Below are 26,646 nucleotides of genomic sequence, written 5' to 3'. Positions count from 1 at the left end.
GTAAGCATAAGGGAAGGATATTTAGGAGCTGCAAAAGCAGCAAGGATCCGCTTGCAGGATATCAGTTAATGATTGGGATGCTTAATAAAATCCTCTCCCGCAGTAAAGAACATTGCTTAATCCTCCTAGAACAACACTGCTGGGTATCCTGGGTCAATGGGTACAACAATGGAGGAGCTTGTTCAGGTTCGGAGCCTGTGTGAACACCGGGATCAGATTGGTTTTTGCCTGGATACTTGCCATGCCTTTGCCAGCAATCTCTGGAATGGAGAAAATCTAAATGAATTTCGAAAAAAAGGGGAAGAGCTGGGCTATTTCAATCATCTTAAAGCGATTCACTTTAATAACTCCAAATATCCGGCGGCTCAGGCAAGGATAGACACGCCAATATATTTAACAAAGGTCACATTACTGAGAATCAATTTGATCAGCTTGTCAAAGCCGATCCATTTCGAAGATTGCCATTAATTCTGGAAACACCTTCTGATGAAGGAATTGAACATCATGAAGAAGTTAAACTTCTAATTAAAAGATGGGGAAATATAGCCATAAATTAAAAAGCCTGCTGTTTAACAGCAGGCTTCAGACTGTCGACAAACTCGGTGAAAATCGTGCTTGTCTGCAGTCTTTTTTGTTTTAAAATAGAAGTAATACAATGCTTGAGGTGATTTAAATGCTTTCAAAACATAATCCAATTCAACGGGATCAAATTGAAATGGTTGCTTTAGACGAACTTGTACCAGCGGACCATTTGGTTCGCAAAATTGAAGCAGCGATTAATTTCTCATTCATCTATGACTTGGTAAAAGATAAGTATTCAGAAAAAGGGCGCCCAAGTATTGACCCTGTAATATTAATTAAACTCACATTCATTCAGTATACCTTCGGTATTCGCTCCATGCGTCAAACCATTGAAGAATTGAAAACGAATATGGCTTATCGATGGTTTTTAGGTTATGGCTTTCACGATAAAGTTCCTCACTTCTCAACTTTCGGTAAAAATTATGAGCGTCGATTTAAAGACACCGATCTCTTTGAACAAATATTTTATCGAATCTTAAAAACCGCAGCTGAAAAGAATTTAATTAGTGTCGAACACGTTTTTGTAGATTCTACGCATGTAAAAGCGAGTGCAAATAAACGCAAATTTGAAAAGAAAGTGGTTCGAAAAGAAACCCGTGCCTATCAAGAACGCCTTCAAGAGGAGATTAACCAAGACCGTGAGGATCATGGAAAAAAGCCGTTTCCACCAGATAAGTTTGATAAGGAAGAATACAAAGAAATCAAGGAAAGTACAACGGACCCAGAGAGTGGTTACTATGTAAAAGATGAGCGTACCAAACAGTTCGCCTATTCTTTCCATGCGGCCGCAGACCGCAACGGCTTTGTTCTTGGGACAATTGTAACTCCTGGTAACACGCATGATAGTCATATTCTAGAGCCATTAGTAGAACAGGTCATTGATAAAGTTAGTAAACCAAAAGCTGTTGCGGCAGATGCAGCCTATAAAACACCTGCCATCACGAGCTACTTATTGAAAAACGACATCACTCCTGCCTTACCTTACACACGACCTCGCACAAAAGAGGGTTTCTTCAGAAAACATGAGTATGTTTATGATGAGCATTTTGACTGTTACATTTGCCCGGATGGTGAGATATTAAAATATACAACAACTACAAAGGAAGGGTATCGCCAATATAAATCAGATCCTCGAATTTGTGCTGGATGCTCTTTCTTGTCTCAATGCACACAGAGTCAAGCACATCAAAAACTGATTCAACGTCATGTGTGGGAGGAGCATGTGGAAGAAGCAGATCATCTTCGCCATCATCGAGACGTCAAATCGATCTATGAAAAACGCAAAGAAACAATTGAACGAGTATTCGCAGATGCAAAAGAAAAGCATGGCATGCGTTGGACAACCCTCAGGGGACTTAAAAAATTGTCGATGCAGGCGATGCTTACTTTCGCTGCCATGAATTTGAAGAAAATGGCCAACTGGACTTGGCAAGGTCCAGAAATGGCCTAAATGATAACCTCGGAGAGGTCTGTAATTGCTTAAAAAACCATAAAAAATCAAAAAAGGGTTCGGAATGAGACTAATCCGAACCCTTTTTGTCTACAAACTGAAGCCTGCTGTTTAACAGCAGGCTTTACTGAAGTCCATTAAGGCTTTAATACTACCTTGATGCAATCATCTTCATGTCCATTGAAAATTTTATAGCCATGGCTTGCCTCTTCCAGTTTAATCTGATGGGTAATAATGTCTTTCGGATCAAATTCTTTATTAACAATTTTCTCATAGAGCATTGGCATAAATGGGATGACAGGTGCCTGTCCCATCTTAAGTGTAATGTTTCTGGAGAAGAAGGCACCGAGAGGGAACATATTATAGTTTGCTCCATAGACACCGGTTAATTGAACTGTTCCTGTTTTTCTTACAGCCTTTGTCGCAATCTGAATGGGCCCCAGGGTGCCGCCTTGCAGTTTTAATTTTTGCTCAATAAACTCAAGGGGCGACTTTTTCCCGTCCATCCCTACACAATCGATTACAACGTCAGCGCCTCCATGAGTAATTTCCTTTAAATGCTCTCCCATATCTGGATATTTCGTGAACTCACAGACTTCCACTTTGTTTGCTGCTTTTGCATGATTGATCCGATAATCCAGGTAATCAACTGCAATGACACGCTCTGCGCCTTCCATCCATGCAAATTTCTGCGCCATTAATCCAACCGGGCCACAGCCAAGAACAATTACTGTATCACCCTTTTTAACACCGGCATTCACAACACTCCAATAGGCAGTCGGTAGTACATCTGACAAAAATAATAGTGACTCATCTTCCAATTCACAGGATTCCGCAACCAGAAACGGCGTATAATTGCCAAAAGGGACTTTTAAGTATTCAGCCTGTCCGCCAGGATGATTTCCGAATTTTTCTGTGTATCCAAAGTATCCCCCTGAATCATAATGCGGATTGGAATTATCACATTGGCTGGTTTGATCCTGCTGGCAATAAACGCACTGGCCGCAGGATACATTGAAAGGAATTACAACTCTATCCCCTTTTTTTACTTTTGTTACATCTGGACCTGTTTCTTCCACAATGCCCATTGGCTCATGACCAATAATATACCCCTCTGGAAGAGGCATGTTTCCCTGATATAAGTGCAAGTCAGAACCACAGATCGCTGTGGAGGTAATTTTAACGATAATATCATCTTTCTTTTCTAGCTTGGGATCATCCACATCTGTAACCTCTACACGATTAGGCCCCTGATAGGTTACCGCCTTCATATTCAACACTCCACAAAATTAGATTTTTAGCAGTAAAAATATCATTTAAACGAAAAACAACATTTGATTTGATATACTTTTTAAAGACCAAGATTCATTATAAACAAAGAGGCAATAATATAAGTTTCGCTTCTCAGCATTATATTATTCGCTTCGCTTTAGGATTAAGTTTTGAAAGAGGAGATACACCTTGAAAATAAGCATTTTAGATCAGGCACCCATTTCATCGGGATATTCACCCAAAGAAGCACTGGAAGCTTCTGTACAGCTGGCACTGTCAGCAGAGAGGCTGGGCTTCACAAGATATTGGATTGCAGAACATCATGATTTATCCGGCTTTGCCTGTTCAGCTCCTGAAATCATGTTGAGTTATATCGGTGCAAAAACAAAAAAAATACGGATTGGTGCAGGTGCCATATTGCTGCCGTATTACAAGCCATACAAAATTGCGGAATCGTTCAATACGCTTGCTACATTATTTCCTGGCAGGGTGGACCTCGGAATCGGAAGGGCACCAGGAGGATCAGCAGAAGCGTCCATGGCGCTCTCAGATAATTTTTTGGAAGGTGTCCGCCAAATGCCTGAAAAGGTGATGGAGCTTCTTCACTTTTTACATAATGACTTTTCTCAGGATCACATGTTTGCAAAACTATCAGCTTCACCTCTGCCGGAAACTAGCCCGGAACCCTGGTTATTAGGAACAAGCAGAAAAAGTGCTTTAATGGCTGCTGAATCTGGATCTGCTTATGCATTTGGTCAATTTATGAGTGAACAAGATGGGAAAGACATCATAAAACAATATAGGAAGAATTTCATTGCAAGGGGAACTTTACAGAAACCAAAAGTTATATTAACAGTCTCGGCAATATGTGCTGAGACAACACAGAAAGCTGAAGAACTGGCACTCAGCAGCATGCTTTGGAAGATAAAAGCAGAAAACAATGAAGGCACTGATGGGATTCCTTCAATTGAGGAGGCAAAACACTATTTTCGCAGGCTGAATGTGGAGCCATTTAACAATAGAAACCGCGAAATTATAGGAAGCCCTAAAGAAGTTGCCGAGCAGCTGATGGACATGAAGCACCAGTACCAAGCAGATGAGATCATGATTGTTACCCTTGTTCACCAATTTGAGGATCGTTTACGTTCATATGAGCTGATCTCCAATGAATTGATCAAATAAAATAAAAATTTATGAATCTCGCCCTGTTAGTTTGAATACATATTCATGGAAACCAACTTATGAAATATTTAAAAGGGGCGGTAAAAATGGCAAGCTGCACACATCAGGCTGAAGTAAACATTCCAATAGGGGCAATATGGAGCTTTGTCAGTGATATTGGGAACTGGGCACCATTAGTGCCCGGATATATTGCACATGAGGTACTGAGTGACAAAGAGTCAACCTGGAGCTTCAAAAGCGATATGGGGATTATTAAGAAAAAAATCGAATTAAAAGTGGATATAACGAGCTGGCAGGAGCCAACAAAGGTTACGTTTCATTTAACAGGACTTAATGAGAAGTTTACTGGACATGGATACTTTCTTGCGGAGAAAGGAAAGAATAAGAAAAATATCATGACAGGATCACTTGACATTTCAGCAGAGGGAATGATGGCTAAAGTAGCGAATTCCTTGCTTAATACAGCTCTTCCTGAAATTACTGCAGAACTGACCGAGGCTGTGGCATTAAAGGCAGAACAGGAATACAGGGAGCATGCAGGTGTATAATTTGCTCCAATGAAAAGAACTCATATACCCTGAGTTCTTTTATTTCGTATATCGATTAGCGTAGCTGGAGGCCACGAATGCTTCCGGCTTTATTTTTGGCTCAAGGCCGATTGATTCGATCCTGGTCACCATTTCTTTCACAAATTCTCTGGTTTTATTTCTTTTGCCTGATCCGATGTCCATATGCCCTTCCATTGAGAATGATCCGCCTTTATAAAGGAATGGCAGAACGATTTCAAACATTTTGTCTTTGTAATCCTCTGTAAACAAAGAGACCACTTCTTCAGTCAGCGAGGTTTCATAGGAGATTCGCTCATGAAGATGCAGCATTTTCCTAGGTATAACAGTTTTCCGAATACATGCCCAGGCGCCTTTTCGCTCATTTTGAATCACAATCCCGGTTATAAACACAGTGCGATTGCAATGAACCTGTGAATCTGTTCCAATCATCAGCCTAAAGTTCCCATCAGGATTTCGCTTTATAAAAAGTAAGATCCGGTTGAATACCTGCTCAAAAGTCATATTCCTCTCCTGAAGATTTTGAAATTTATATTCAGCATTCACCTATTATCACCACATTAAGTATTTTGTCTCGGAGTATCACTCTTCCACAACCTTTAACTTAAAATGTAATCCCTATTACTGCCATTATATTGAGGGACACTGAACAAGTTGTTTATTTTTTTGAAAAAATTGCTTGTGAGGCAGAGGAACACAAAATGAATGGGAATCTTCATATTGATAAAAGCTATGGTAAAAGAGGAGGTATTCTTTTGAACAAAACACTTATCTTAATACTTAAATTAGCATCAGCTATGATTGCTTTTGCCTTTGCGCTTGATTTATTCTTTGATGCGACATTCGCAGATATTCTTTCTTTCAGTATTCTGGTAACAGCCATGTCTTATCTGCTCGGAGACCGCATCATCCTTCCGCGGCTTGGAAACCGGAATGCCCTTATTGCTGACTTTTTCTTAGTTTATGCATCTGTTTGGGTGTTTGGAAGTGTGCTGCTTAACAGTTATCTGCAAATCGCTTGGGGAAGTGTCATTGCGGCAGGAATTATCACTCTATCCGAAGTCTTTGTCCACAGATTCCTTGTAAATACCAGGGAATCCAGCCAAGAGAAGGAGAGCAGCCAATCTGCTCTGAATCCGCGGCTTGCCTATGGGATGGAAATGGCTGAAGAAAGAGAGCCAACAAAGGATTGGGAATAAATTTATCTATTGTGTTAGAAGCCCATTGAAGGCCATTTGGTCTAAACCTGGGCTTTTTATTTTGAACCAACCATTTTTTTCACGTTTTTATCCAATAGAATGCTTGCTATTTTGCCGCTAAACACACAATATAAATAAGGACATATTGAATAAAGAAAGTAGGGTTTTATTTGCAGGAATTTTTAAAACTTGGCATTTCGGAAGAGCTATCTGAAATTCTGCTGCAGCATGGCATCGCTAAGCCAACACCTATTCAGGCGCAGGCAATTCCAGCTGTTATGGAAGGAAAAGATGTCATAGCACAGGCGCAGACAGGAACCGGAAAAACATTGGCCTTTATTTTGCCGATTCTGGAGAAAATGGACCCGGATGCCGTTCAGATCCAGGCTCTGATTGTAACGCCGACAAGGGAACTGGCATTACAGATAACAGACGAAGTACTGAAGCTTACGAAAGACAGTGATATAGATGTCTTAGCTGTATATGGAGGGCAGGATGTGGACAAGCAGCTCAAAAAGCTGAAAAAGAATGTCCAGATGGTAGTGGGGACACCTGGCCGGCTGCTGGACCACATCAGACGAAATACCATTGATTTATCAAAAGTGGATTTTTTAGTATTGGATGAAGCCGATCAAATGCTGCATATTGGCTTTCTTGATGAGGTTGAGAGAATTATTAAAGAAACGCCTGCCAAAAGGCAGACGATGCTTTTTTCTGCAACTATGCCGGCAGAAATAAGAAAACTGGCAAACAAACACATGAAAGAGCCGCAGTATATCCAGGTTGAAAAAACACAGGGACCAGCCCATTCAGTTAAACAAATAGCAATACATACCGTCGACCGTGCCAAGCAGGGTACGCTGATAGAGCTGATTCAAACCCATAGACCATTTTTGGCCGTGATCTTCTGCCGTACAAAACGCAGAGTAACCAAATTATATGAAGTACTGAGATCGAACGGTTTTGATTGCGATCAGCTTCATGGGGATTTATCACAATCGAAACGTGAACAAGTAATGAAGAGATTCAGGGACGCAGAGATACAGCTGTTAGTTGCGACGGATGTAGCCGCTAGAGGGCTTGATGTCGAAGGGGTAACACATGTTTTTAATTATGATATCCCACTCGATCCCGAAAGCTATGTGCACCGCATCGGGAGAACCGGCCGGGCGGGCATGAAAGGACTGGCCATTACGTTTTATTCGTCTGCAGACAAGCCGCTCCTTGAAGCAATTGAAAAAGGGCTGAAAATTACTATTCCTAAGCAAAACCTTGGCAATAGCGATATCAAGCCTGAAGCAGCATCTGAAAAAAAGAGGCCGGATTCCAAGCGCCAAACCTCCGCTGGAAAGAAAAATGACAGCAGAAAAGGAGGCCAGCCAAAATCAAAAGAAGACAGGTTTTCCCATGAAAAAGGCAGAAAAGGCAAAAGCAGTTCACCTCGAACAGGCCGCGCCAAAACTCAAGGGAAAAAGAAGCCTTCTCCCACAGCTTCAAGAAATTCATCCAAAAGACGGGGAAGGTAAAGATTTTTGAGGAGGAAAGTAACTTGTTAAAAGAACGGATGGAAAAGCACTTGAAAGAACAGCCCGCTGAACTTTATGAAAAAGAAAAGGAATATGCCCTTAAGCACGGACTCTTGAATGATGGTCATGAAGCTGGAATCAAGAATCCCGAAGACCGATATAATGATGCTTATATAGAAAGAGGAGATAAGGAAACAGAGGAAGTTCTCGGACAGGAGCCTGCCGGTTTTTTAAATCAGCCAATAGAATACTTCAAAAATCATAAAAATGAATTTATGTATCTGGAGTCGAAATGGTTTGATCTGATTGGAGCGGATGCCGTTTCCTTTGAAACAGATGATGTTTTTGGCAACTATGAAGTAATGCTTGGACTGAAGCTGCCAAAAAAAGCAGAATCAGCTATAAGAGCATTTATAGACGAAAATACTCTTACAGGCACACCAAAATACAGCCTGATGTTCAGCCAGCAGGATGGGCTTTGGGATTTTAATTTTTCATTGAACGACCTTGAAGGCTTTAAAGAGGAACTTTCAATAAAAGATGCATATCAGTTAGTGTACAAATTTCTTTTTAACCTTGTGTCAGAAGTGGAAGAAACCCGTAATAAGTAAATATTTATAGCCAGATATTAGGATGAACTCTTAATTTTTTGTTCAAACCATGATAAATGTCATGGTTTGGACATGACACCTATGTCTACAAAGCAGTTTGCAAACCCTTTATTATTAAAATTAACGTCATGATGAAGGGAATTAACAAATGACTTCTAAACAAAAACAACTCAACTTAAAAAAACAAATGGCACCTTATGAAAAATCAGATTTAACAAAAAGCATTATGCAGCTTGTCAATACGCTGGGACCTTTTTTCCTGCTGTGGTTCCTTGCTTATAAGAGCCTGAGCATTTCTTACTTGCTGACGCTTGGCATATCTGTCGTTGCAGCAGGCTTTCTTGTCAGGATCTTCATTATTTTCCATGATTGCTGCCACCATTCCTTTTTCAAAAACCGCAAAGCAAACAAAATCATTGGCACAATCACAGGGATCCTGACCGTCTTTCCTTATCACCAATGGCAGCATGACCACAATGTGCACCATGCAACCAGCGGGAATCTGGACAAGCGCGGTACAGGAGATATCTGGACACTGACAGTGAAAGAATATCAGGATGCGTCATGGTCCACTCGTGCAGCATACCGCATCTACCGCAATCCGTTCGTTATGTTAGGTTTAGGCCCTATTTATGTATTTTTGTTAAAAAACCGTTTTAACAGAAAAGGGGCAAGAAAGAATGAACGCATCAATACGTATCTTATAAATGCGGCCATCGCCGGTTTGTATGCGTTCATTTGCTGGACTATCGGGTGGGAAGCGTTCCTGATGGTGCAGGGGCCGATCTTTATGATTTCAGGAGCAGCCGGGATTTGGCTTTTCTATGTACAGCATACATTTGAAGACTCGTATTTTGAAGAGGATGATAAGTGGGAGTATGTAAAAGCTGCTGTAGAAGGAAGCTCCTTTTACAAGCTGCCGAAAGTGCTTCAGTGGCTTACAGGGAACATCGGGTTCCATCATATTCATCACTTAAGCCCGCGCGTTCCTAACTACAACCTTGAAAGCGCTCATTATAATACAGCTGAACTTCAGAACGTGCCGACGATTACTCTTTCTACCAGCCTGAAGTCACTCAAATTCCGTTTATGGGATGAAGAAGCCCAGGACTTCACCGGTTATGGAGCAGCAAAGAAATCTGCCGTCAGCCAAAAACAGAGCAGAACTAAAACGGCATCTGTGAAGCCGTAAACTGAATGTATAAGCTGAAGAACAGCTCCTTTGTGATATGATAGCAAAGGAGCTGTTTCATTATTTCATGAATAAAAAGAGGGTACCTCATATGTTTAAAAAATATTTAACTGCATTGAAAAGTTCGGGCATTTCTCCATATATATGGAGTGTATTCAGCATTCTGCCGTTTTATTTCATCTTCAGATCCACATCTAAAATCACCATAGCCGTCGGAATTATCCTGACTATACTCTTTTTTATATCGCTGCGTTTTGCCTTTATATCACGGAAATGGCCTGTCTATTTATGGACTGGCATCTTAATCAGCATATCGATCACAATGACCATTCTCTTTTCATTTATTTATTTTGCATTTTATATTGCTTATTACAATGGCCATATCAAAAACAGGATTGCCTTTTTAACGCTGTATGTCATCCACCTGATCGCAACCACCATCTCCATTAACATTAATTTTGTCACCCAGAAGCCATTATTTCTCGAGCAGATCCCTTTTATTATTATCATTTGGATCAGTGTGATTTTGCTTCCTTTTAACATTCACAATAAGAAAAAGCAGGAAAAGCTTGAGGAACAGCTCGAGGATGCCAACAAAAGGATTGCGGACCTTGTCAAACAGGAAGAAAGACAGCGGATTGCCCGAGATCTTCATGATACTCTCGGACAAAAATTGTCTCTTATCGGGTTAAAAAGCGATCTGGCCAGGAAGCTCATCAGCAAAGATCCGGACCAGGCAAAGGAAGAGCTTATAGACGTTCAGCAAACCGCCAGAACAGCATTAAACGAAGTAAGAAAAATGGTTTCCCAGATGAGGGGAATCAGGCTGAAGGAAGAAATTATCCTAGTTAAGCAAATTTTAAAGGCGGCTTCTATCGAATTCATTGGGGATGAAGATATCAAATTAAAAAATGTGTCACTCTTCCTTGAGAATATTCTAAGCATGTGCATGAAAGAGGCTGTAACTAACGTAGTAAAACACAGTAAGGCGACAGAATGCCGCATCCGCATAGAACAAACCTGGAATGAAGTCAGCATTACTGTCCGGGATAACGGTGTCGGCATGAATCCCTCAACAGATGTCGGCAAGGGATCCGGACTGCTTGGCTTAGGGGAGCGGCTCGACTTTGTCAACGGAAGTCTTGAAATTGTATCTGAGAATGGAACAACGATTATAATGAAAGTACCAACTGTCGTGAAGGAACCAAACAAGGAGGAGAGGGCATGATAAAAATCGTCATAGCTGAAGATCAGCGGATGGTGCTTGGTGCGTTAGGATCTCTGCTAAATCTTGAAGACGATATGGAGGTCATTGGGAAAGCTTCGAATGGAAAAGAAGCCATATCCCTTGTCAAAACTCTTAAACCGGATGTATGCATCATGGATATTGAGATGCCTGAAAAAAGCGGGCTGGAAGCGGCGGAAGAATTAAAAGACAGCGGCTGCAAAGTTATTATTCTGACAACCTTCGCGAGGTCAGGCTATTTCCAGCGTGCCCTTAAGGCCGGTGTAAGAGGGTACCTATTAAAAGACAGCCCAAGTGAGGAGCTGGCAAGCTCTATCAGAAACGTCCTGGAAGGAAGGCGCATCTATGCACCTGAATTAATGGATGATGTCTATGGCGAAGAAAACCCGCTGACAGACCGGGAAAAAGAGGTGCTGGAACTGATAGCGGACGGCAAGAACACGAAAGAAATTGCCGACCAGCTCAGCATTAAGACAGGAACCGTACGCAACTATATTTCGGCTATTCTTGACAAGCTCGAAGTTACGAACAGGATTGAAGCCATTACCCAATCCAAAGAGAAGGGCTGGTTTAAATAGAATCTTCAATGAAAAAGGACAGCGGCCTATTAAGGCTTAGCTGTCCTTTTTCATTTTCTTTATTTCTTCCATCACGATGAAGGCAAGATCATCATTTCCGAACAAGGATAGAACACCAAGCAGAGTCTGATCAGGTACATCGCCTGCTTCTTCTTTTGGAACGGTCAGCTCCAGCGCTTCCTTTAGTGAACTGTTTTCCCCCTGATCCGGATATGCCTTTAAATAGATTTCCTCCGGATTTAAATCGTGATTGATGCACCACTGGGCAAATACGAGGATCATCATTTTCTCTTCGCCCTGATAGTTTTGAATAATTTTTTCTTCAAGCTCTTTACTGTTCATTATCATAAATCCCCTTTTGTATTTATATATTGATTATAAATTTAAAAACATGATTTTTCACCTTTATTTCTTTTTCTTTTGCATATGGAATTTTCAGTAATCCAAATTAATTCTAAATTTATTGTCAATTCGTATTGACAATTAAATAGTAGAATATCATAATATTAGAAAAACTTATAAAAACTTTAACAAATAACTGCACTACTGCCTTGATGTAGAAAAGAGCGAAAGGCAACCCTTTCAAAAACAGCATACGAGTCTTTTTCTATGACTTCAGCTGTTGAGCATCCATATTGGTTGTTGCCGGGAAGCAAGCCCTTTCGTCCACGCTCGGAGGATGACTGGGCGTTTTTATTTACACTCTTTTAAGAGCAGCACGAAGAGCAGGCATTAGGTTTTTAAATCATCTACAGATAGGGAGTTTTGACAAATGACAGAATTTAAAATTGAAATCAACCACACACCTGAGAAAAAACAAAAACCTGCATTTGATAACCTGGTGTTTGGCAAGAATTTTACGGATCATATGTTTGAAATGGATTATACTGCCGGACGGGGCTGGCATGACCCAAGAATTGTACCTTACCAGCCGCTTTCTCTTGATCCCGCTGCAATGATTTTCCATTATGGCCAGAGTGTTTTCGAAGGGTTAAAAGCCTACCTGACCATTGATAATGAGGTGTTGCTCTTCCGTCCCGAAAAAAATATGGAGAGACTGAATAAATCCAACTCCAGGTTATGTATTCCTGAAATTGATGAAGAGCTTGCTCTTTATGCCTTAAAAGAATTAATTTCAGTTGACCGGGACTGGATTCCGAATATTGAAGGAACTTCACTTTACATCCGGCCGTTTGTCATTTCAACTGAGCCATATCTGGGAGTGGCTCCATCAACGAGATACAAATTTATCATTATTCTTTCGCCGGTAGGCGCTTACTATAAGGAAGGCATCAATCCTGTTAAAATTGCTGTTCAAAACGAATACGTGCGGGCAGTAAAAGGGGGAACAGGCACAGCTAAAACCGGAGGGAACTATGCAGCAAGTCTGAAAGCTCAGGAGCTTGCAAGCTTAACAGGATACTCACAGGTCCTATGGCTTGACGGAAAAGAAAATAAATATATTGAAGAAGTGGGAAGCATGAACATTTTCTTCAAAATTAACGGAGAAGTTGTAACACCAGAACTTAATGGCAGCATCCTGGAAGGAATCACTCGAAATTCTGTACTGGAGTTACTGAAATACTGGAATGTTCCGGTGTCCGAAAGAAGAATCTCCATTGAAGAAATCTATCAGGCACATGCCGATGGCCAGCTTGAAGAAGCATTTGGAACAGGCACGGCTGCTGTTATTTCTCCAATTGGCAAATTCTTCTGGGACAACAAGATTATTGAAATCAATGAAGGGAAAACCGGCGATTTGTCCAAGAAAATCTATGATACACTGACTGGCATCCAAAAAGGAACCGAACCGGATCCATTTGGATGGAGTGTAAAAGTGGAAAAGAAAGAGACAGCAGGAGTTAAATAATTCTTGATGATTGGATCGGCACCTAAAGCCGATCCTTTTTCTATTTTAGGCATGAAATCCCTCTAAAACGGGAAAATATAGTAAGAACCTATTAAGGAGAGGAGATTAAAAAATGGACAAGATAGAAGTCGGAGAAGTTTTTACAATCAGTGATGAAAATGATCAGGAAATGGAAGTGGAGGTCCTCGCATCTGCGGAGCTTGATGGCAGCCAATATGCTGCTGTCAGCTTTGTCGAAGATCTTGAGGAGGATACAGAAGAAGATATTGATGTGTTCTTCTTAAAACTGGATGAAGATGGCGACTTTACACCCATTGAAAGCGATGAGGAATTTAATAAAGTCTCTGCTGTATTCGAAGAAATGATAAACAAAGAGGAATAGAAGAGAAGGAATCTTCCTTCTCTTTTTTTACATAGGAAAATGCTTCGATCTTCTGGAGAACGATTACGGAAACAGCAGGTGATCCAATGAAAATATTATGCATCGATGGCGGCGGAATACGCGGTGTTTTTGCCGTAAGCATCCTGAAAGCTCTCGAAGAGGAACTGAAACAGCCTGCAGGCGACTATTTTGATATAATCGCAGGCACAAGCACCGGGTCGATCATTGCCTCTTCACTGATCCTGAAAAAAGGTATGAGCGAGGTCCTGAATGGATACGAATCATTCGGGAAAAAAATTTTTGTCAAACAGGCTAAGGTCGGCCTTTTTAAAAGTGTATACAGTGATAAGTATATGCGGCGCTTTTTCCGGAAAGCCTTTGGCGAAACGGAGCTGTCCGATATAAAAAAACCGCTTTTGATTCCAGCTGTCGATGTGACACATGGCAAACCGTTCGTCCACCGTTCAAATTACGGAAGTCCCGGAAACGATAGCCTATCCATGAAGCTTTGGGATGCAGTGCTTTCCTCCTGTTCTGCACCTGTCTATTTCCCGCCGAACAACATCAGCAACAGTTATTTATCCATAGACGGAGGGCTGTGGGCGAATAACCCATCTCTCGTTTGTATTACGGAGGCTATGCATCACTTCAAGATGGAGCTGCAAAACATAAAAATCCTTTCACTTGGAACCGGTCTTCAAAAAATTGATTTTACGATTGATCATGATAAATATTGGGGTGTAAAGCATTGGCTGCCATTCCAGCTCCCGTCGATGAAAGTGACGCCCAAGCTATTGGACCTGGCTCTTCATTTATCCTCCGAGTCGGTTACCTACCATTGCAAACATCTTCTCGGAGAAAATTACCTGCGCATTAATGAAGAGCTGGGAGAAGAAATGCCTTTTGACGAAATAAAGTTTGTGGAAGAATTGATTATGCTTGGGGAGAAGGTCTATAAGGACCGGCGGGAGGAAATTAAGAAGTTTTTACTTTCTTGAAAAAGAGCAGGGAATTTTCCTGCTCTTCTCTCATTTTGTATGAATCACAGAATAATACTTTACAGGCTCTGCTGTGTTTTGAAGAACTTCAGCAATCGTTCCAGTGAGGCTGTAGGCCCCCTTTGCGTCATGGCCAGCTTCCCAGATCATCATTCCGCCGAATCCGTGGTTTAGAGCCAGGATGGTTTTCTTTTTCATGGTGGCGGACCCATTATAGTAATAGCTGATGCCATTCATGCTGGTTCTATCTTTTGCTGCATTTTCAGGATTGTTGTTTATGACGGCCTGAAAGGATACCGGCTTAACGGCAGGATCCTCCGGCTGAGCATAAAGAGGAACACCCAGAACCAGTTTATTTTTGGAAATCCCTTCTGAATCAAAGAGATTGCCCCAATAATTGACGATATTCTCTGTAAAGGAATAGGGAGAAAGATTTGCGGCATTGTATCCCCCATCCCACTGGCCGTCATATGCCATGATATTCACATAATCAACCTTCCTGAACATGTCGGGCTCATACACAATATATCCGCTCTCTGTACCTGTTACACTATGAACCTTGGCATGAACCGCAACAGACAGCTCCTTGCCGTCTGCATGGAGCACTCCGCTCAAATGATTGATAAAAACAGCCAGGAATCTTGCATCCTCCTTTGAACGCGGATGCTCAAAATCAATATCAATTCCGTCAAGGTTTTCCTTTTTAACCAGCCCCGAGAGTTCTGTTACCAGCCTGTTTCTCGAGGAGTCTTCCGCTATTGCCTGTTTAAAATAATCATAGGATTCCCCGCCATTGATATGAAACCATCCCCCCACAGCTAGGAATGCCTTCACATCTTGCTTGTGAGCATTCGACACCACTCTCTGCAGATTACTCCGCGCAGTCTCACCATTAAAAGAAATGCTTCCGTCTTTCTCAGGATGAGCAAAAGAAAAAATGACATGAGACAGATTTGAATAATCGATCGAAGCGGGATCGCGATAATCCTGGACATAACTCATCAGCACTTTTTCCGGGATCTTTGAAAACTCCGGAACCTTTTTTGGAACAGGAAGTTTGTCCGATTGGGAAGCAGGGGCAGGCTGTTTAATAGACTGGAGCCCGCTTGTGTTTTTTGTATAGTAAATGCCGGCAGCGAATCCGCCTGAAAAAATAATAGCAATCATGATCAAAACTTGATATTTTCTCTTCACTGCTAGAAAACCTCCATCTTTCAATCCTTTAAAAGTGTAACAAAAAAGGGAAGAAGAAGGGGGTGGTAATTTATTGCTGACATTCCATTCCGGCATAAAAACAATAAACTTTTATTTTTATATGATCCTCATCACAATAAGAACTTTTTCTACATGGTACATTCCTTATAAGCACTAATAACAGCCTTGAAAAAGGATTGATATAGGAGGAATTGTACAGTGAGCGAACTAATTAATAACCGTGAGCATCCGGATCATCACAGCCATTCTATTCATAGCAATGAAACAGCTGCTCATCCTAAACCGGAAGAACAGCCCGGGCATCCCATCCATACTTTCACCCGGGAGAACAAGGCAATTGATAAGCATCTGAGAGAAAATGTTAAGGTCCATCTCGAGTCGTTCATCCAGGAAGATCATGAGGACAATGTTTATGCACTATTAGAAGACTGCATTCTGCTCCTTGATCTTGATAAGCATTACAGCCGAAAGGAAAATCTGCTTTTTCCTTACCTGGAGAGGTACGGAATTTATGGTCCAACAAATAATATGTGGAGCATAGATGACTTTATCAGGGATGGCATCAAGGAAGCCAGGAACCTCCTCACCCATTACGAGGGGGACAAGCAAAAGGTCATCAATGCAGTCCGTTTCGTTTTCAATGAAGTCAGTGCCATGATTTACAGGGAGGAAAATATCCTTTTCCCAATGGCTTTAAAAAACCTTACAGAAGATGAGTGGGTAAAGATCGCCCATGAAAGCGATGAGATTGGGTTCTGTCTGACCGGCCCTGAAAAGGAATGGGAGCCCGAACGGAAAGGGATTGACGGGAATGCCATATCAGAAGGCTACATCAAAATGGAAACGGGCATTTTGTCCTTAAAGCAGCTGGAGCTGTTATTCAATCACTTGCCTGTCGATATCACCTTTATTGATCATGATGACGTTGTCCGCTATTTCTCTCATGGCAAGGAAAGAATCTTTGCCAGAACGAAAGCCGTGATTGGACGAACCGTTCAGAATTGCCATCCGCCCCGCAGTGTACATGTAGTGGAGGAATTGCTGAAGGATTTCAAGGAAGGACGAAAAGACTCTGAAGATTTCTGGATTAAATTCAGGGATAAATATGTTTATATCCGTTATTTTGCTGTACGGGATGATAACGGGCTTTATATGGGAACCCTTGAATTCACACAAAACATCAGTCCCATACAGGAAATCAAGGGAGAGAAAAGGATTCTTTCTTAATCAAAAAAAGCTAAGAGCTTAATGCTCTTTAGCTTTTTTTGATTTTTGATGGATTATTAATTTTGTATAAAACAGATTCTTCGATAATGAATTCTTCGTCACAGTCTTTCCCTTTAGGCAATTTCTTTTTAACTATTTTCCCATCGAATTCGAGTCTTTCACCCGGCTGAAGTTCAAATTTCTTTAACGTTTTCGAATGGGAACACCAGCCAAGCCCAACTTCAATCGGTTCGTCCTCCTGAATGATAAGATCTTCAAGTATGATGACTTCATCATTGGCTTCATTGAAATGGTTCCAGCTAAGGGCAAGCTGCTTAACTTTAGCTGTAAAGTGAACCTTATCTGCCGGAAGCTCAAACGCAGGCTGTTTTTCCTTTTTGGCTTTTTTGGCAGCCGGTTTATCACTTTTGCTGTTATCAGCAGATTTTTTTGTTTCATCAACAGACTTCTCTGCGGCTTTTTTTGGTGCTTCTTTTTCAGAAGGAGCTGAGGAGATATCCCCAAAATCAGCAGCCAGGGCTTTCCCAAAGCTAGGGGACTGCATCTCCTTAAGATAAGCCGGATGTATGCAGCTCAGATTTCCATCCTGAAACTCGATTATAATCGTATAATAATCTCCAGACTCGCCGTACGTCTGATACCCTTCAACCGTTACAAGACGCTGCTGTGTTTTTTCTTTATACCAGAATTCCTTTTTAACTTCTCTAGTAGTTGATAATCCCCATTCCCTGACTTTCTCTTCATAATGCGCATCGTCCTGAAACGTTTCAAAATGACCCGCCGGAGGAAAATACACAGTATTGTTTTTGTCTTCTATATGAGGCAGAGTAATCGCCAAACCGTCCACATCCTTTCAACATTATTTTAATAGCCATTAGTGATAAAATCAAAAATGTGGAAGGGTTTTTGCGATAACTTTTGAATATAGTTAATTAATAGTGGCTGTTTTTCGAAGATTGTTGTTTGCTTATGGATTACGCCCGTTGATTTCCGCTGCAGGCACTTGCTTTCCGCGGGGCGGGCGCTGAGCCTCCTCGACGCTACGCGTCAGCGGGGTCTCACCTGTCCCGCTACTCCCGCAGGAGTCAAGTGCCCTCCGCTCTAATCAACTCAGCAAATTATACTCAGTTATGTACAAGCAACAAATTTTACGAAAACAGCCTAATAAAACAACAGTTTGCTGCAAAGGAGTAATAACATGAAAACATACAAAGACAGAAATGATGTTCCGCTGGATGAAAAATGGAATCTGGAAGACATATACCCAAGCATGGAGACATGGGAAGAAGATTACAAACATATTGAACAACTGGCCGATAAGCTGAAAACCTTCGACGGACAGATTCACGATGGCAACTCCCTTTATCAATACCTTGAAAAAAAAGAAAAACTCTCTTACATATTTAATAAGCTGTATGCTTATGCGATGCTGAAAACCGATGAAGACACACGTGTGACATATTCTCAGGCCTATGTAGACAGGGCAAAGCAATTAAGCGTTAATGTCAGTTCTTCCACTTCTTTTTTTATGCCTTTTCTCTTAAGCCTTGATGAGGAAACACTGAAGGGCTATATTGCTGAAGAAAAGGGCTTGAAATACTTTGAGGAGGACCTGCTTGAATCCTTCCGCTATAAGCCGCATGTCCTTAATAAGGACAAGGAGGAAGTCCTGTCCCATCTTGGCGAAGCACTTTCGGTTCCCAGCCATACTTTCGGAATGATGAATAATGCAGATATAAAATTTGGCGATGTAACAACTGAGGATGGCGAGAAGGTTGAACTGACACGGGGCATGTATGCGAAAATCATGGAAGAAGAAGACCGGGAAAAGAGGAAAGAAGCCTATAAGGCCTATTACCAGCCATATGTGCAGCTGAAGAACTCCATTGCTTCCACGCTTTCTGCTGCGATAAAAAACAATGTTACTATGGCTAAAATCCGCAATTATCCTTCAGCACTTGAAAAAGGATTGTTCGGTGATCAGGTGCCAAAGGAGGTGTATGTCAATCTAATTGAGACGACTAAAAAGAATATCGGGGCAATGCATCAGTATACTGCGATCCGCAAGGAAAAGTTAGGCGTTGACGAGCTGAGGCAATATGATCTAAGTGTTCCTTTAGTAAAGGGAGTTAAACCTGAAATATCCTATGAAGAAGCTTATGACACAATGTGTAAAGCGCTCGAGCCTCTTGGGGATGATTATATTTCTATTCTGAAGGAGTTTAAGTCAGGCCGCTATATTGATGTGCGTGAAACTCCAGGGAAGCGGTCAGGCGCCTATAATCTGGGCATTTATGGTGTTCATCCTTATATCCTTCTGAATCACCGTGATGATCTGGACAGCCTTTTTACACTTGCTCATGAATGCGGGCATGGTGTCCACAGCAAACTGAGCTCACAGCACCAGCCGCAGATCACCGCCCGCTACAGCATCTTTGTGGCGGAAGTCGCTTCCACAGTGAACGAAGTACTCCTGATTCATTATCTGCTGAACATGGAGAAGGATAAAGATGTCCGCAGGCATCTCCTTAATCATTTTATTGATCAGTTTAAAGGAACCTTCTTCACTCAAGTAATGTTTGCTGAGTTTGAGATGAAAACCCATGAATTAGCGGAAAGGGGAGCGCCGCTTAACGCTGAGGTTTTCAGCGGAATTTATGAACGTTTATTCCGCGAATATAACGGGGATGAAATTGTTTTTGATGAAGAAGTGAAATTCGGCTGGGCCAGGATCCCTCATTTTTACCGTCCATTTTATGTGTATAAGTACGCAACCGGATTTGCGTCTGCCATTCATTTGGCAGCGAAAATTCTTGAAGGGGACAATGAAACGCTGCAAAACTATCTGGAGTTCTTAAAAAGCGGAAGCGCCGATTATCCGCTGGTGCTGCTAAAGAAAACCGGAGTGGATCTGACTTCCCCATACCCGATTGAAAACTCCCTTCAGAAATTCAAAGATCTTGTAGAAGAATTCGGAAACCAATAGAAGGATGGCCTGTTTCTTGATATAGAAACAGGCTTTTTTACAGTCATAATTAAAAGAACAGCCTGCTGAAATACAATTAATGGACAGGATGAAATATTCCTGCAATAATTGATGCAAACTTTAATTAAAACGAAGATAGAGCAAATACAATTGTGAAGGATGACAGGATGAAAGTACTTCTGGCAAGCCCGAATTTTCATCAGGCAAGAGGAAATACAGTTACCGTTCAGCGTATTTCTGATAGCCTCAATAATCTGGGCATTGAGACTGAAATAATCAATATCACAGACCGCTGCAAATTATCCAGCCTGCCAAAAGTCGATATTGTGCATGGCTTTAACGCATATCGGTTTGGCCAATTTATTAAGAAGCTTGGTGAAATTCCTGAAAGATACGTCGTAACGATGACCGGCACTGATTTGAATATCGACCTTCATGACCCATTGAAGAAAACCGAAGTCATACAAACCATTATCAATGCCGAAGCTATACATGTATTTGATGAAGAAGCTAAGCTTGTATTGGCAGGTGAAGTTCCTGAAGCAAAAGATAAAATCAGCGTTATCCATCAGGGCACTGTAATATTTTCTAGAGCTTGTGCCGACTATAAAAAAGAACACGGCACTTTTTTATTTTTGCTGCCGGCAGGAATCCGCAAGGTGAAGAATATTCCTTTTGCCATAGAAAAACTTAAAGTGTTATATGAAAAGAATCCCCGCATCCGTCTTTGGCTGGCGGGCCCTGTTATTGAAGAAGAAGAGGGAAATATCGTAAAGACCCTCACTGAAAAAAATAAAGAATGGGTTCAATATCTTGGCCAGATCCCGCATCACCATATGGGAGAGCTGTACAGGCAAGCGGATGCCGTATTGAACACATCCCATTCTGAAGGCCAGCCTGCTGCCATTTTAGAAGCAATGGAGTATAGCCTTCCAGTTCTTGCAGCCAATAACCTGGGCAACAGAAATATCATTTCACATGAGGAAACCGGTTTAATCTACACTAATCCGGTCGAATTCCTTGATTATGCAGACAAACTAGTGAATAATAACGAATTGAGGATCAAATTGGGGCATGCTGCCAAACTCTACGTTGAGGGCAGTCATTCTTCGGAATATGAAGCCAAAACACTTCAAAACATTTACGAAAACATCTTAGAAAAGTCCCCAAGCAAACAATGATTGAGTAAGGAGAGAGTACTATGTCAAGAGAAGAAATCGTAAAACTGACTTCTTTATCAACAAAAGGCGGCTGAGGATGCAAAATTGGTCCTGAAGACCTGGCGCAGGTTCTGCGTCATTTGCCTAAGTCTGTACCTGACCCCAACCTCCTCGTAGGATTGGATACATCGGATGATGCAGGCGTATATAAAATAAATGATGAAACTGCCCTTGTGCAGACACTGGATTTCTTCACTCCTATCGTTGATGATCCATATATGTTCGGCCAAATCGCCGCAGCCAATTCGCTGAGTGATATTTACGCAATGGGCGGCAAGCCTATAACCGTCATGAATATTGTAGGTTTCCCTATCAGCAAACTGGATAAAAGCATACTTGCAGACATTCTGGCTGGTGCATCCGATAAAGTGAAAGAATCCGGTGCTGTGTTAGTTGGTGGGCACTCCATTGACGACCAGGAGCCAAAATTCGGCTTATCTGTGACTGGAACCGTACATCCTGAGCGGGTAAGAACAAATGCTGGAGCCAAGCCAGGCGACAAATTGATCTTAACCAAGCCGATTGGCGTTGGCATTCTTACTCAAGCAATTAAAAGGGATATGCTGGATCAGGAAGGCATTGACCGTGTGATGGAAGTTATGGCTGCTTTGAATAAAGAAGCAGCTGAAGCAATGGATAACTACCAGGTTAATGCCTGCACAGACATTACTGGTTTTGGCCTTCTGGGCCATGCCATGGAGATCGCAGAAGGAAGCGGCACAGGAATAACCATTGAAAGCACAGCCGTGCCTGTTCTTCCAAAAACCAGGGAGCTTGCCGAGCAGAACATTATTCCCGGCGGCTCTAAAAAGAATCATAAATGGCTGTCCGGCCGGATTCAATATGAAAATATTGATGACGTAGACCAAGTGATTCTTTGTGATGCTATAACATCAGGAGGACTTTTAATAACCGTTCCTGAATCAGAAGCTGAACCCCTCCTAAATGACCTAAAGGAAAAAGGGGTAGAATGGGCTTCCATCATCGGGACAGTCACAGATCAGAATCCCGGAAGGATTACTGTTATCTAAAAAAGGACTCGAAAAGAGTCCTTTTTTACCTTTACTACAAAACATAAACAAGGAAGTGCAAAAATGAAAAAATTCTTAATGCTCCTGACCATCTTTTCACTGATGCTTCTGTCTGCATGCAGCGGAAACGACTCAGACTCAAAAAATACAGACGAGAATGGAAAAGAAAAGTCAAAAGAAACCTTCACCATTGGGGTCATCCCTGTTCAAACAGAGGGATCCATGGAAGCAGCCATGGAAAAATTGCAGTCAACCTTATCTGAAAAACTCGATCGGGAGGTAGCTGTCGAAGTTTATCCGGATTATAACGGGGTAGTGGAAGCCATGAACTACGATAAAATTGATATGGCCTATTTCGGTCCGTTAACATATGTTGTTGCCCATGAGAAGAGCGGCGCAAAAGCCATCATTACACAGCTGATTGATGGAGAGCCATTCTATTATTCATATATCATCACCCACAAAGACAATCCATGGAATTCACTTGAAGAATTACTGAAAAACAGCAGTGAAGCTGACTTTGCCTTCGGTGATATCAATTCAACTTCAGGATCTCTTATCCCATCCATTGAATTGAAGGACCGCGAAGTATATAAATCCGAGGATGACCACAGCTTTAAATCCGTCCGATTCACGGGCTCACATGATGCTACTGCATTGGCAGTTCAAAATAAACAGGTGGATGCCGGTGCGATCGACAGTGCCATTTACAATCAATTAGTAGATTCAGGAAAAGTAGATGGAGAGCAGATTAAAACGATCTGGAAATCAGAAAAGCTTTTCCAGTACCCTTGGGCTGTACATGAAAACACCGATGAAGAAACAATTAAAGCATTGAAGGAAGCATTTCTGGCAATTGAAGATCCCGAAATTCTGGATGCATTCGGTGCAAGCGGATTTACTGAAGCAAGCAACGAAGATTATGAAAGCATCCGTCAGGCTGCCCTAAAAGAGGGACTTATTAAAGAATAGGGCTGATAAGATTGTGGTTTAAAAAACGCAGCATATTAACATATACCGTGTTGGCTTTATTTATTTTTCTAAGCATGAAGCTGACAGAATTCGACTTATCGAAATTCAAAGACTTCCGCAACATGATTGATTTCCTGTCCCATTGGTTCCCGATGGATTTTTCACTCCTTCCAAGGATACTCGAAGACAGTCTGGAAACATTGGCGATGGCTTTTCTGGGAAGCTTCTTCGGGCTTATTATCGGGCTTCCCTTAAGCTTTATTGCCGCCAAAAACACATCCGGCTCAAAATTTGTCTACCATATAACCAGAGTAGGCCTCAGCTTTGTCCGTTCCATCCCTGAAATTGTTTTTGGTTTGATTCTTTTGACGGCTCTTGGGCTAGGTCCTTTTCCGGCTGTCCTGGCCATTATGTTTCATAACATTGGGGTTCTGGGAAAATTGATCTCAGAACTCATTGAAGCATCCGATCCAGGTCCGCAGGAGGCTATGAAAGCTGTTGGGGCAAAGAGCTGGTTTGCTTCTCTATTCAGCATCCTGCCTCAAATATGGCCAAATGTATTGTCAAATTACTTCTACCGGTTTGAGGTTGCCATAAGGACTTCCCTTATCTTAGGCTTCATTGGCGGGGGAGGAATTGGCCAAAGACTTTTTAATGATTTTAAAACCTTCCAATACAATTCAGTTTCGCTCGATGTCCTGGTGATTATGATTATCGTTATTCTAGTGGACCTTTTTGGAAGCTATGTCAGGAACCGAGTGATATAAAGGAGGCAGGAAATGCTTGAGATTCGAAATATAACTGTCCGTTATCCCGGCATGAAGCATCATGCGCTTAATTCAATAAATCTGACGATACACCCTGGAGACTTTGTTTGCGTGCTAGGTAAAAGCGGTGCCGGAAAATCCACGCTGATCCGCTGTCTAAATGGCCTGCAGACCCCTTCATCAGGGGAAATCATCTGGGATGGCCAATCCTTTTCTGCACTTAATGATGAAAAGCTTCGGAGAATCCGCAGGGAGATGGGCATGATCTTTCAGCATTTTAATTTAGTTCCGCGATTGACTGTCCTGCAAAATGTTCTGACAGGCATGTTCGGCTACAGGAGCAGTTTTAAAAACCTCATTGGCTGGTTTACAGAGGAAGAAAAGGCTCAGGCTAAACAAGTCATTGCAGAGGTGGGCTTAACCGACTTTGCCGACCGCAGAGTTGAACATCTTAGCGGAGGGCAGAAACAGAGAGTCGGCATTGCAAGGGCTCTCCTTCAAAGGCCAAGGTTCCTGCTGGGAGACGAGCCTGTTGCCAGCCTGGATCCTGGAACTTCAGACCGAATCTTCAGCCTGCTGCAGGAGATGCATAACCGGCATGGTCTGCAAACCATAATTAATGTCCATGATGTTCAATTGGCTAAACGCTATGCAACCCGGATTATTGCTTTAAAAGATGGGGAAGTTGTTTTTGATGGAAAACCGGAACAGTTCACAGATGATATGTATGTATTTACATATGATGCAGAAAGTTATAGCGAAAAATCATATATCCGATCAACTTAAGAACAGGAGGAAGAAGAATGGCCAATTGTCCATGAGTTGTGGATAGCTCGAACGTCGTGTACGTTTCGAACGACCCTGACATCAAGTTATTTAATGCCGGTTATCCATTGAAGAAAACAGTAACACTGACTTTTGACGATGGGCCGGCAAGAGTTCTTCCGGAACTATTGGATATATTGAAGAAAGAAAAGGTTCCAGCTGTTTTCTTCTGGCAATCAAGGCTTTTATACCCCGGGCGTCCGTGGAAAAGAGTTCTTGAAGAAGGCCATCAGTTAGGAACGCACTCTTCAAAGCATTCCAATTATGTAAAATTAACTCCAAATGAACAAATCCAGGATCTAAGGAGAAGCAAATTAAAGATTGAATCCATCACGGGCCAAGATGTGAAGCTATTCAGGCCCCCATTTGGACAGTATAATGAACATACCATTGCTGCAGCCAAAGAGCTCGGGCTCTCCACCATATTGTGGAGAATCTCGTCCATGGACTGGGAGCTCAAAAAAGACCCTGAACAAATTATCACAAATGTTCTAGAGAACCTGGAAGACGGAGCAATCATTCTTTTGCATGAATTAAGCCAGACTGTAGAAGCCCTGCCTGAGTTAATTGCTGAGATTAGGGGAAATGGCTACGAATTCAGTTTGCTGTAAATAGTATCCTCTCTGAGGGTACTTTTTTTGTGTAAAGAAGTATTATTTTTAAAAGCCGTTTTATATATATTGTTAGGCAGGATTCCTATAAGGGGGAACGAAAGCTTGTTTACTAATATTGTGACTGCAAACGGGACACTAAATGACCGTTACATTTTAAGAAGAGAGAATTTATATCAGGGCTCAAACGGCCGGTTTGTCGAGCGCTTTTTTATTGATGAGACCAAAAGCTATATTTTCAAGCCCCTGACAAACAATACACAGCTGGGAAAAGAAGTGTGGATTTTCGAAAATATACTGGCAGAACTCCCGCTAAAGTATCCAAAAATCCTTTCGTCCTCCGTTCAAGATAAACTAAGCAATAATTGGATTATTTTAGAGGATCTTGGCAACATCACTCATACTTTTGATTCTACTATTGCACTGGAACTAACTGCTCTAATGGCCAAATGGCACTCTTTGCCCGCTGAGCGGTTTTCCAATACAGAGCTGATTGGTCCTAAAACGGCTATTGAGGAAATGGCAAACCATATTCTGCAGAACAAAGAGAAGGTTTTTACTATTTTCAGGTTACATAACATTTCTGAACGATTAGAAAGCATCCTTTTCAGCGCATGTACCTCTAAATCCTTTTCCGCTGCGAAGGTTCTTTGCCATGGGGATTTGCACCAGGGGAATTTTGGGTATGCGGGCGGTAAGACGGTGGTTCTGGACTGGGAACATTGCCACTTAAACATACCTAATTGGGATTTATTTCATTTAATCGATATGTCACATCCGGGCTTCCCTAAGCCTGATGACCATACTTTACGAAATAAGATTCTGGACTGTTATTGCGAAGAAACCCAAATCTCTGTTCCTGACAGGGTAAAATTCAAACAGGAATATTACTTATTTTCAGCTGTTTTTTCAGTTTGGATGATGCTGTTAATACAATCAGATTTGGACAATCAGAGTGCGAAATGGACTACAGAACAGCTGTCGAGGCAATTAAAAGAGACAATACGCAATCTTGTTGAATGTGCGGAAGAAATCATTTAGAAAGAAAGTAGGTTCAAGCTAATTGACACAAATTAGCTAATATGATATTTAAATATTGTTTAGCACTCTTAAGGTTTAAGTGCTAATGCAATAAAGA

At 41.7% G+C, this 26,646-nt stretch carries 27 protein-coding genes; 22 read left to right on the top strand and 5 right to left on the bottom strand.

Annotation, left to right across the window (positions count from 1 at the left end):
* Window positions 1-156: 156 nt before the first annotated feature.
* Window positions 157-468 carry a TIM barrel protein gene (locus NAF01_RS11355; RefSeq protein ID WP_250802309.1) on the top strand — a complete coding sequence of 104 codons (312 nt, stop codon included), beginning with the start codon at window positions 157-159 and terminating at the stop codon, window positions 466-468.
* Window positions 469-673: 205 nt separating this feature from the next.
* Window positions 674-2,032, top strand: a complete 1,359-nt coding sequence (locus NAF01_RS11350; protein WP_163140644.1) for an IS1182 family transposase — start codon at window positions 674-676, stop codon at window positions 2,030-2,032.
* Window positions 2,033-2,169: 137 nt separating this feature from the next.
* Here the strand turns inward: NAF01_RS11350 and NAF01_RS11345 are convergent, their stop codons facing one another.
* Window positions 2,170-3,303 carry a zinc-dependent alcohol dehydrogenase gene (locus NAF01_RS11345; RefSeq protein ID WP_250802308.1) on the bottom strand — a complete coding sequence of 378 codons (1,134 nt, stop codon included), beginning with the start codon at window positions 3,301-3,303 and terminating at the stop codon, window positions 2,170-2,172.
* A 190-nt stretch (window positions 3,304-3,493) separates the two neighbouring features.
* On the opposite strand from NAF01_RS11345, the gene NAF01_RS11340 reads away from it, so the two are divergent.
* Window positions 3,494-4,486, top strand: a complete 993-nt coding sequence (locus tag NAF01_RS11340; RefSeq protein ID WP_250802307.1) for an LLM class flavin-dependent oxidoreductase — start codon at window positions 3,494-3,496, stop codon at window positions 4,484-4,486.
* 86 nt (window positions 4,487-4,572) lie between these two features.
* Window positions 4,573-5,034 (top strand): SRPBCC family protein, encoded by a 462-nt coding sequence (locus NAF01_RS11335; RefSeq protein WP_048010180.1) that lies wholly within the window; start codon window positions 4,573-4,575, stop codon window positions 5,032-5,034.
* A 39-nt stretch (window positions 5,035-5,073) separates the two neighbouring features.
* Here NAF01_RS11335 and NAF01_RS11330 read toward each other — a convergent pair whose 3' ends face one another.
* Complete coding sequence (locus NAF01_RS11330) at window positions 5,074-5,556, bottom strand: ribonuclease H-like YkuK family protein (RefSeq protein ID WP_227887064.1); 483 nt, start codon at window positions 5,554-5,556, stop codon at window positions 5,074-5,076.
* Between the two features lie 251 nt (window positions 5,557-5,807).
* Between NAF01_RS11330 and NAF01_RS11325 the strand changes: the two genes are divergently transcribed.
* The 6 genes from NAF01_RS11325 (at window position 5,808) to NAF01_RS11300 (ending at window position 11,404) form a co-directional block, all read left to right on the top strand.
* Window positions 5,808-6,251, top strand: coding sequence for a YndM family protein (locus NAF01_RS11325; RefSeq protein ID WP_048010181.1), 444 nt, complete (start codon window positions 5,808-5,810; stop codon window positions 6,249-6,251).
* 170 nt (window positions 6,252-6,421) lie between these two features.
* Window positions 6,422-7,777 (top strand): DEAD/DEAH box helicase, encoded by a 1,356-nt coding sequence (locus tag NAF01_RS11320; RefSeq protein ID WP_250802306.1) that lies wholly within the window; start codon window positions 6,422-6,424, stop codon window positions 7,775-7,777.
* 23 nt (window positions 7,778-7,800) lie between these two features.
* A complete protein-coding gene (locus tag NAF01_RS11315; RefSeq protein ID WP_222501077.1) occupies window positions 7,801-8,388 on the top strand; it encodes a branched-chain amino acid aminotransferase in 588 nt (195 codons plus the stop codon).
* A 148-nt stretch (window positions 8,389-8,536) separates the two neighbouring features.
* Window positions 8,537-9,580: a Delta(5) desaturase DesA gene (locus NAF01_RS11310; RefSeq protein WP_222501079.1), complete on the top strand. Its 1,044-nt coding sequence runs from the start codon at window positions 8,537-8,539 to the stop codon at window positions 9,578-9,580.
* A gap of 91 nt (window positions 9,581-9,671) precedes the next feature.
* The gene (locus tag NAF01_RS11305; protein WP_163145044.1) at window positions 9,672-10,808 is read left to right on the top strand and encodes a sensor histidine kinase; all 1,137 of its coding nucleotides are present in this window, start codon (window positions 9,672-9,674) and stop codon (window positions 10,806-10,808) included.
* The gene (locus NAF01_RS11300) at window positions 10,805-11,404 is read left to right on the top strand and encodes a response regulator transcription factor (RefSeq protein ID WP_048010051.1); all 600 of its coding nucleotides are present in this window, start codon (window positions 10,805-10,807) and stop codon (window positions 11,402-11,404) included. The genes NAF01_RS11305 and NAF01_RS11300 overlap by 4 nt, the downstream gene beginning before the upstream one ends.
* 36 nt (window positions 11,405-11,440) lie before the next feature.
* Here NAF01_RS11300 and NAF01_RS11295 read toward each other — a convergent pair whose 3' ends face one another.
* Window positions 11,441-11,746, bottom strand: coding sequence for a hypothetical protein (locus NAF01_RS11295; protein ID WP_048010052.1), 306 nt, complete (start codon window positions 11,744-11,746; stop codon window positions 11,441-11,443).
* Window positions 11,747-12,176: 430 nt separating this feature from the next.
* Between NAF01_RS11295 and NAF01_RS11290 the strand changes: the two genes are divergently transcribed.
* The 3 genes from NAF01_RS11290 (at window position 12,177) to NAF01_RS11280 (ending at window position 14,654) form a co-directional block, all read left to right on the top strand.
* A complete protein-coding gene (locus NAF01_RS11290) occupies window positions 12,177-13,274 on the top strand; it encodes a branched-chain amino acid aminotransferase (RefSeq protein WP_222501081.1) in 1,098 nt (365 codons plus the stop codon).
* A gap of 112 nt (window positions 13,275-13,386) precedes the next feature.
* Window positions 13,387-13,656 (top strand): DUF1292 domain-containing protein, encoded by a 270-nt coding sequence (locus NAF01_RS11285; protein WP_163145041.1) that lies wholly within the window; start codon window positions 13,387-13,389, stop codon window positions 13,654-13,656.
* 86 nt (window positions 13,657-13,742) lie between these two features.
* Window positions 13,743-14,654: a CBASS cGAMP-activated phospholipase gene (locus NAF01_RS11280; RefSeq protein WP_048010055.1), complete on the top strand. Its 912-nt coding sequence runs from the start codon at window positions 13,743-13,745 to the stop codon at window positions 14,652-14,654.
* Window positions 14,655-14,684: 30 nt separating this feature from the next.
* Here the strand turns inward: NAF01_RS11280 and NAF01_RS11275 are convergent, their stop codons facing one another.
* Entirely contained in the window at window positions 14,685-15,848 is a 1,164-nt protein-coding gene (locus NAF01_RS11275) for a glycosyl hydrolase family 18 protein (RefSeq protein ID WP_250802305.1), read from the bottom strand.
* A 270-nt stretch (window positions 15,849-16,118) separates the two neighbouring features.
* Here NAF01_RS11275 and NAF01_RS11270 point away from each other — a divergent pair, with 270 nt between their 5' ends.
* Complete coding sequence (locus tag NAF01_RS11270; RefSeq protein WP_227888059.1) at window positions 16,119-17,096, top strand: DUF438 domain-containing protein; 978 nt, start codon at window positions 16,119-16,121, stop codon at window positions 17,094-17,096.
* A gap of 28 nt (window positions 17,097-17,124) precedes the next feature.
* On the opposite strand, the gene NAF01_RS11265 is transcribed toward NAF01_RS11270, so the two are convergent.
* Window positions 17,125-17,943, bottom strand: a complete 819-nt coding sequence (locus tag NAF01_RS11265; protein WP_250802304.1) for a hypothetical protein — start codon at window positions 17,941-17,943, stop codon at window positions 17,125-17,127.
* A gap of 351 nt (window positions 17,944-18,294) precedes the next feature.
* On the opposite strand from NAF01_RS11265, the gene pepF reads away from it, so the two are divergent.
* From pepF to NAF01_RS11225, 8 genes are all read left to right on the top strand, one after another.
* The gene (pepF, locus tag NAF01_RS11260; RefSeq protein WP_250802303.1) at window positions 18,295-20,082 is read left to right on the top strand and encodes an oligoendopeptidase F; all 1,788 of its coding nucleotides are present in this window, start codon (window positions 18,295-18,297) and stop codon (window positions 20,080-20,082) included.
* 167 nt (window positions 20,083-20,249) lie between these two features.
* The gene (locus NAF01_RS11255) at window positions 20,250-21,263 is read left to right on the top strand and encodes a glycosyltransferase (RefSeq protein ID WP_250802302.1); all 1,014 of its coding nucleotides are present in this window, start codon (window positions 20,250-20,252) and stop codon (window positions 21,261-21,263) included.
* Window positions 21,264-21,283: 20 nt separating this feature from the next.
* Complete coding sequence (gene selD / locus NAF01_RS11250; protein ID WP_204260566.1) at window positions 21,284-22,333, top strand: selenide, water dikinase SelD; 1,050 nt, start codon at window positions 21,284-21,286, stop codon at window positions 22,331-22,333.
* 63 nt (window positions 22,334-22,396) lie between these two features.
* The gene (gene phnD / locus NAF01_RS11245; protein ID WP_250802301.1) at window positions 22,397-23,305 is read left to right on the top strand and encodes a phosphate/phosphite/phosphonate ABC transporter substrate-binding protein; all 909 of its coding nucleotides are present in this window, start codon (window positions 22,397-22,399) and stop codon (window positions 23,303-23,305) included.
* A gap of 11 nt (window positions 23,306-23,316) precedes the next feature.
* The gene (phnE, locus tag NAF01_RS11240; protein WP_250802300.1) at window positions 23,317-24,072 is read left to right on the top strand and encodes a phosphonate ABC transporter, permease protein PhnE; all 756 of its coding nucleotides are present in this window, start codon (window positions 23,317-23,319) and stop codon (window positions 24,070-24,072) included.
* A 12-nt stretch (window positions 24,073-24,084) separates the two neighbouring features.
* Complete coding sequence (gene phnC / locus NAF01_RS11235) at window positions 24,085-24,858, top strand: phosphonate ABC transporter ATP-binding protein (RefSeq protein ID WP_250802299.1); 774 nt, start codon at window positions 24,085-24,087, stop codon at window positions 24,856-24,858.
* A gap of 107 nt (window positions 24,859-24,965) precedes the next feature.
* Window positions 24,966-25,508: a polysaccharide deacetylase family protein gene (locus NAF01_RS11230; protein ID WP_250802298.1), complete on the top strand. Its 543-nt coding sequence runs from the start codon at window positions 24,966-24,968 to the stop codon at window positions 25,506-25,508.
* A 105-nt stretch (window positions 25,509-25,613) separates the two neighbouring features.
* Window positions 25,614-26,549 (top strand): phosphotransferase family protein, encoded by a 936-nt coding sequence (locus NAF01_RS11225; protein ID WP_250802297.1) that lies wholly within the window; start codon window positions 25,614-25,616, stop codon window positions 26,547-26,549.
* Window positions 26,550-26,646 lie beyond the last annotated feature (97 nt).

The sequence above is a fragment of the Cytobacillus firmus genome (assembly GCF_023657595.1).
In the GTDB taxonomy this organism is placed as follows: domain Bacteria; phylum Bacillota; class Bacilli; order Bacillales; family Cytobacillaceae; genus Cytobacillus; species Cytobacillus firmus_B.
This window is presented reverse-complemented; position numbering and strand designations above follow the sequence as displayed.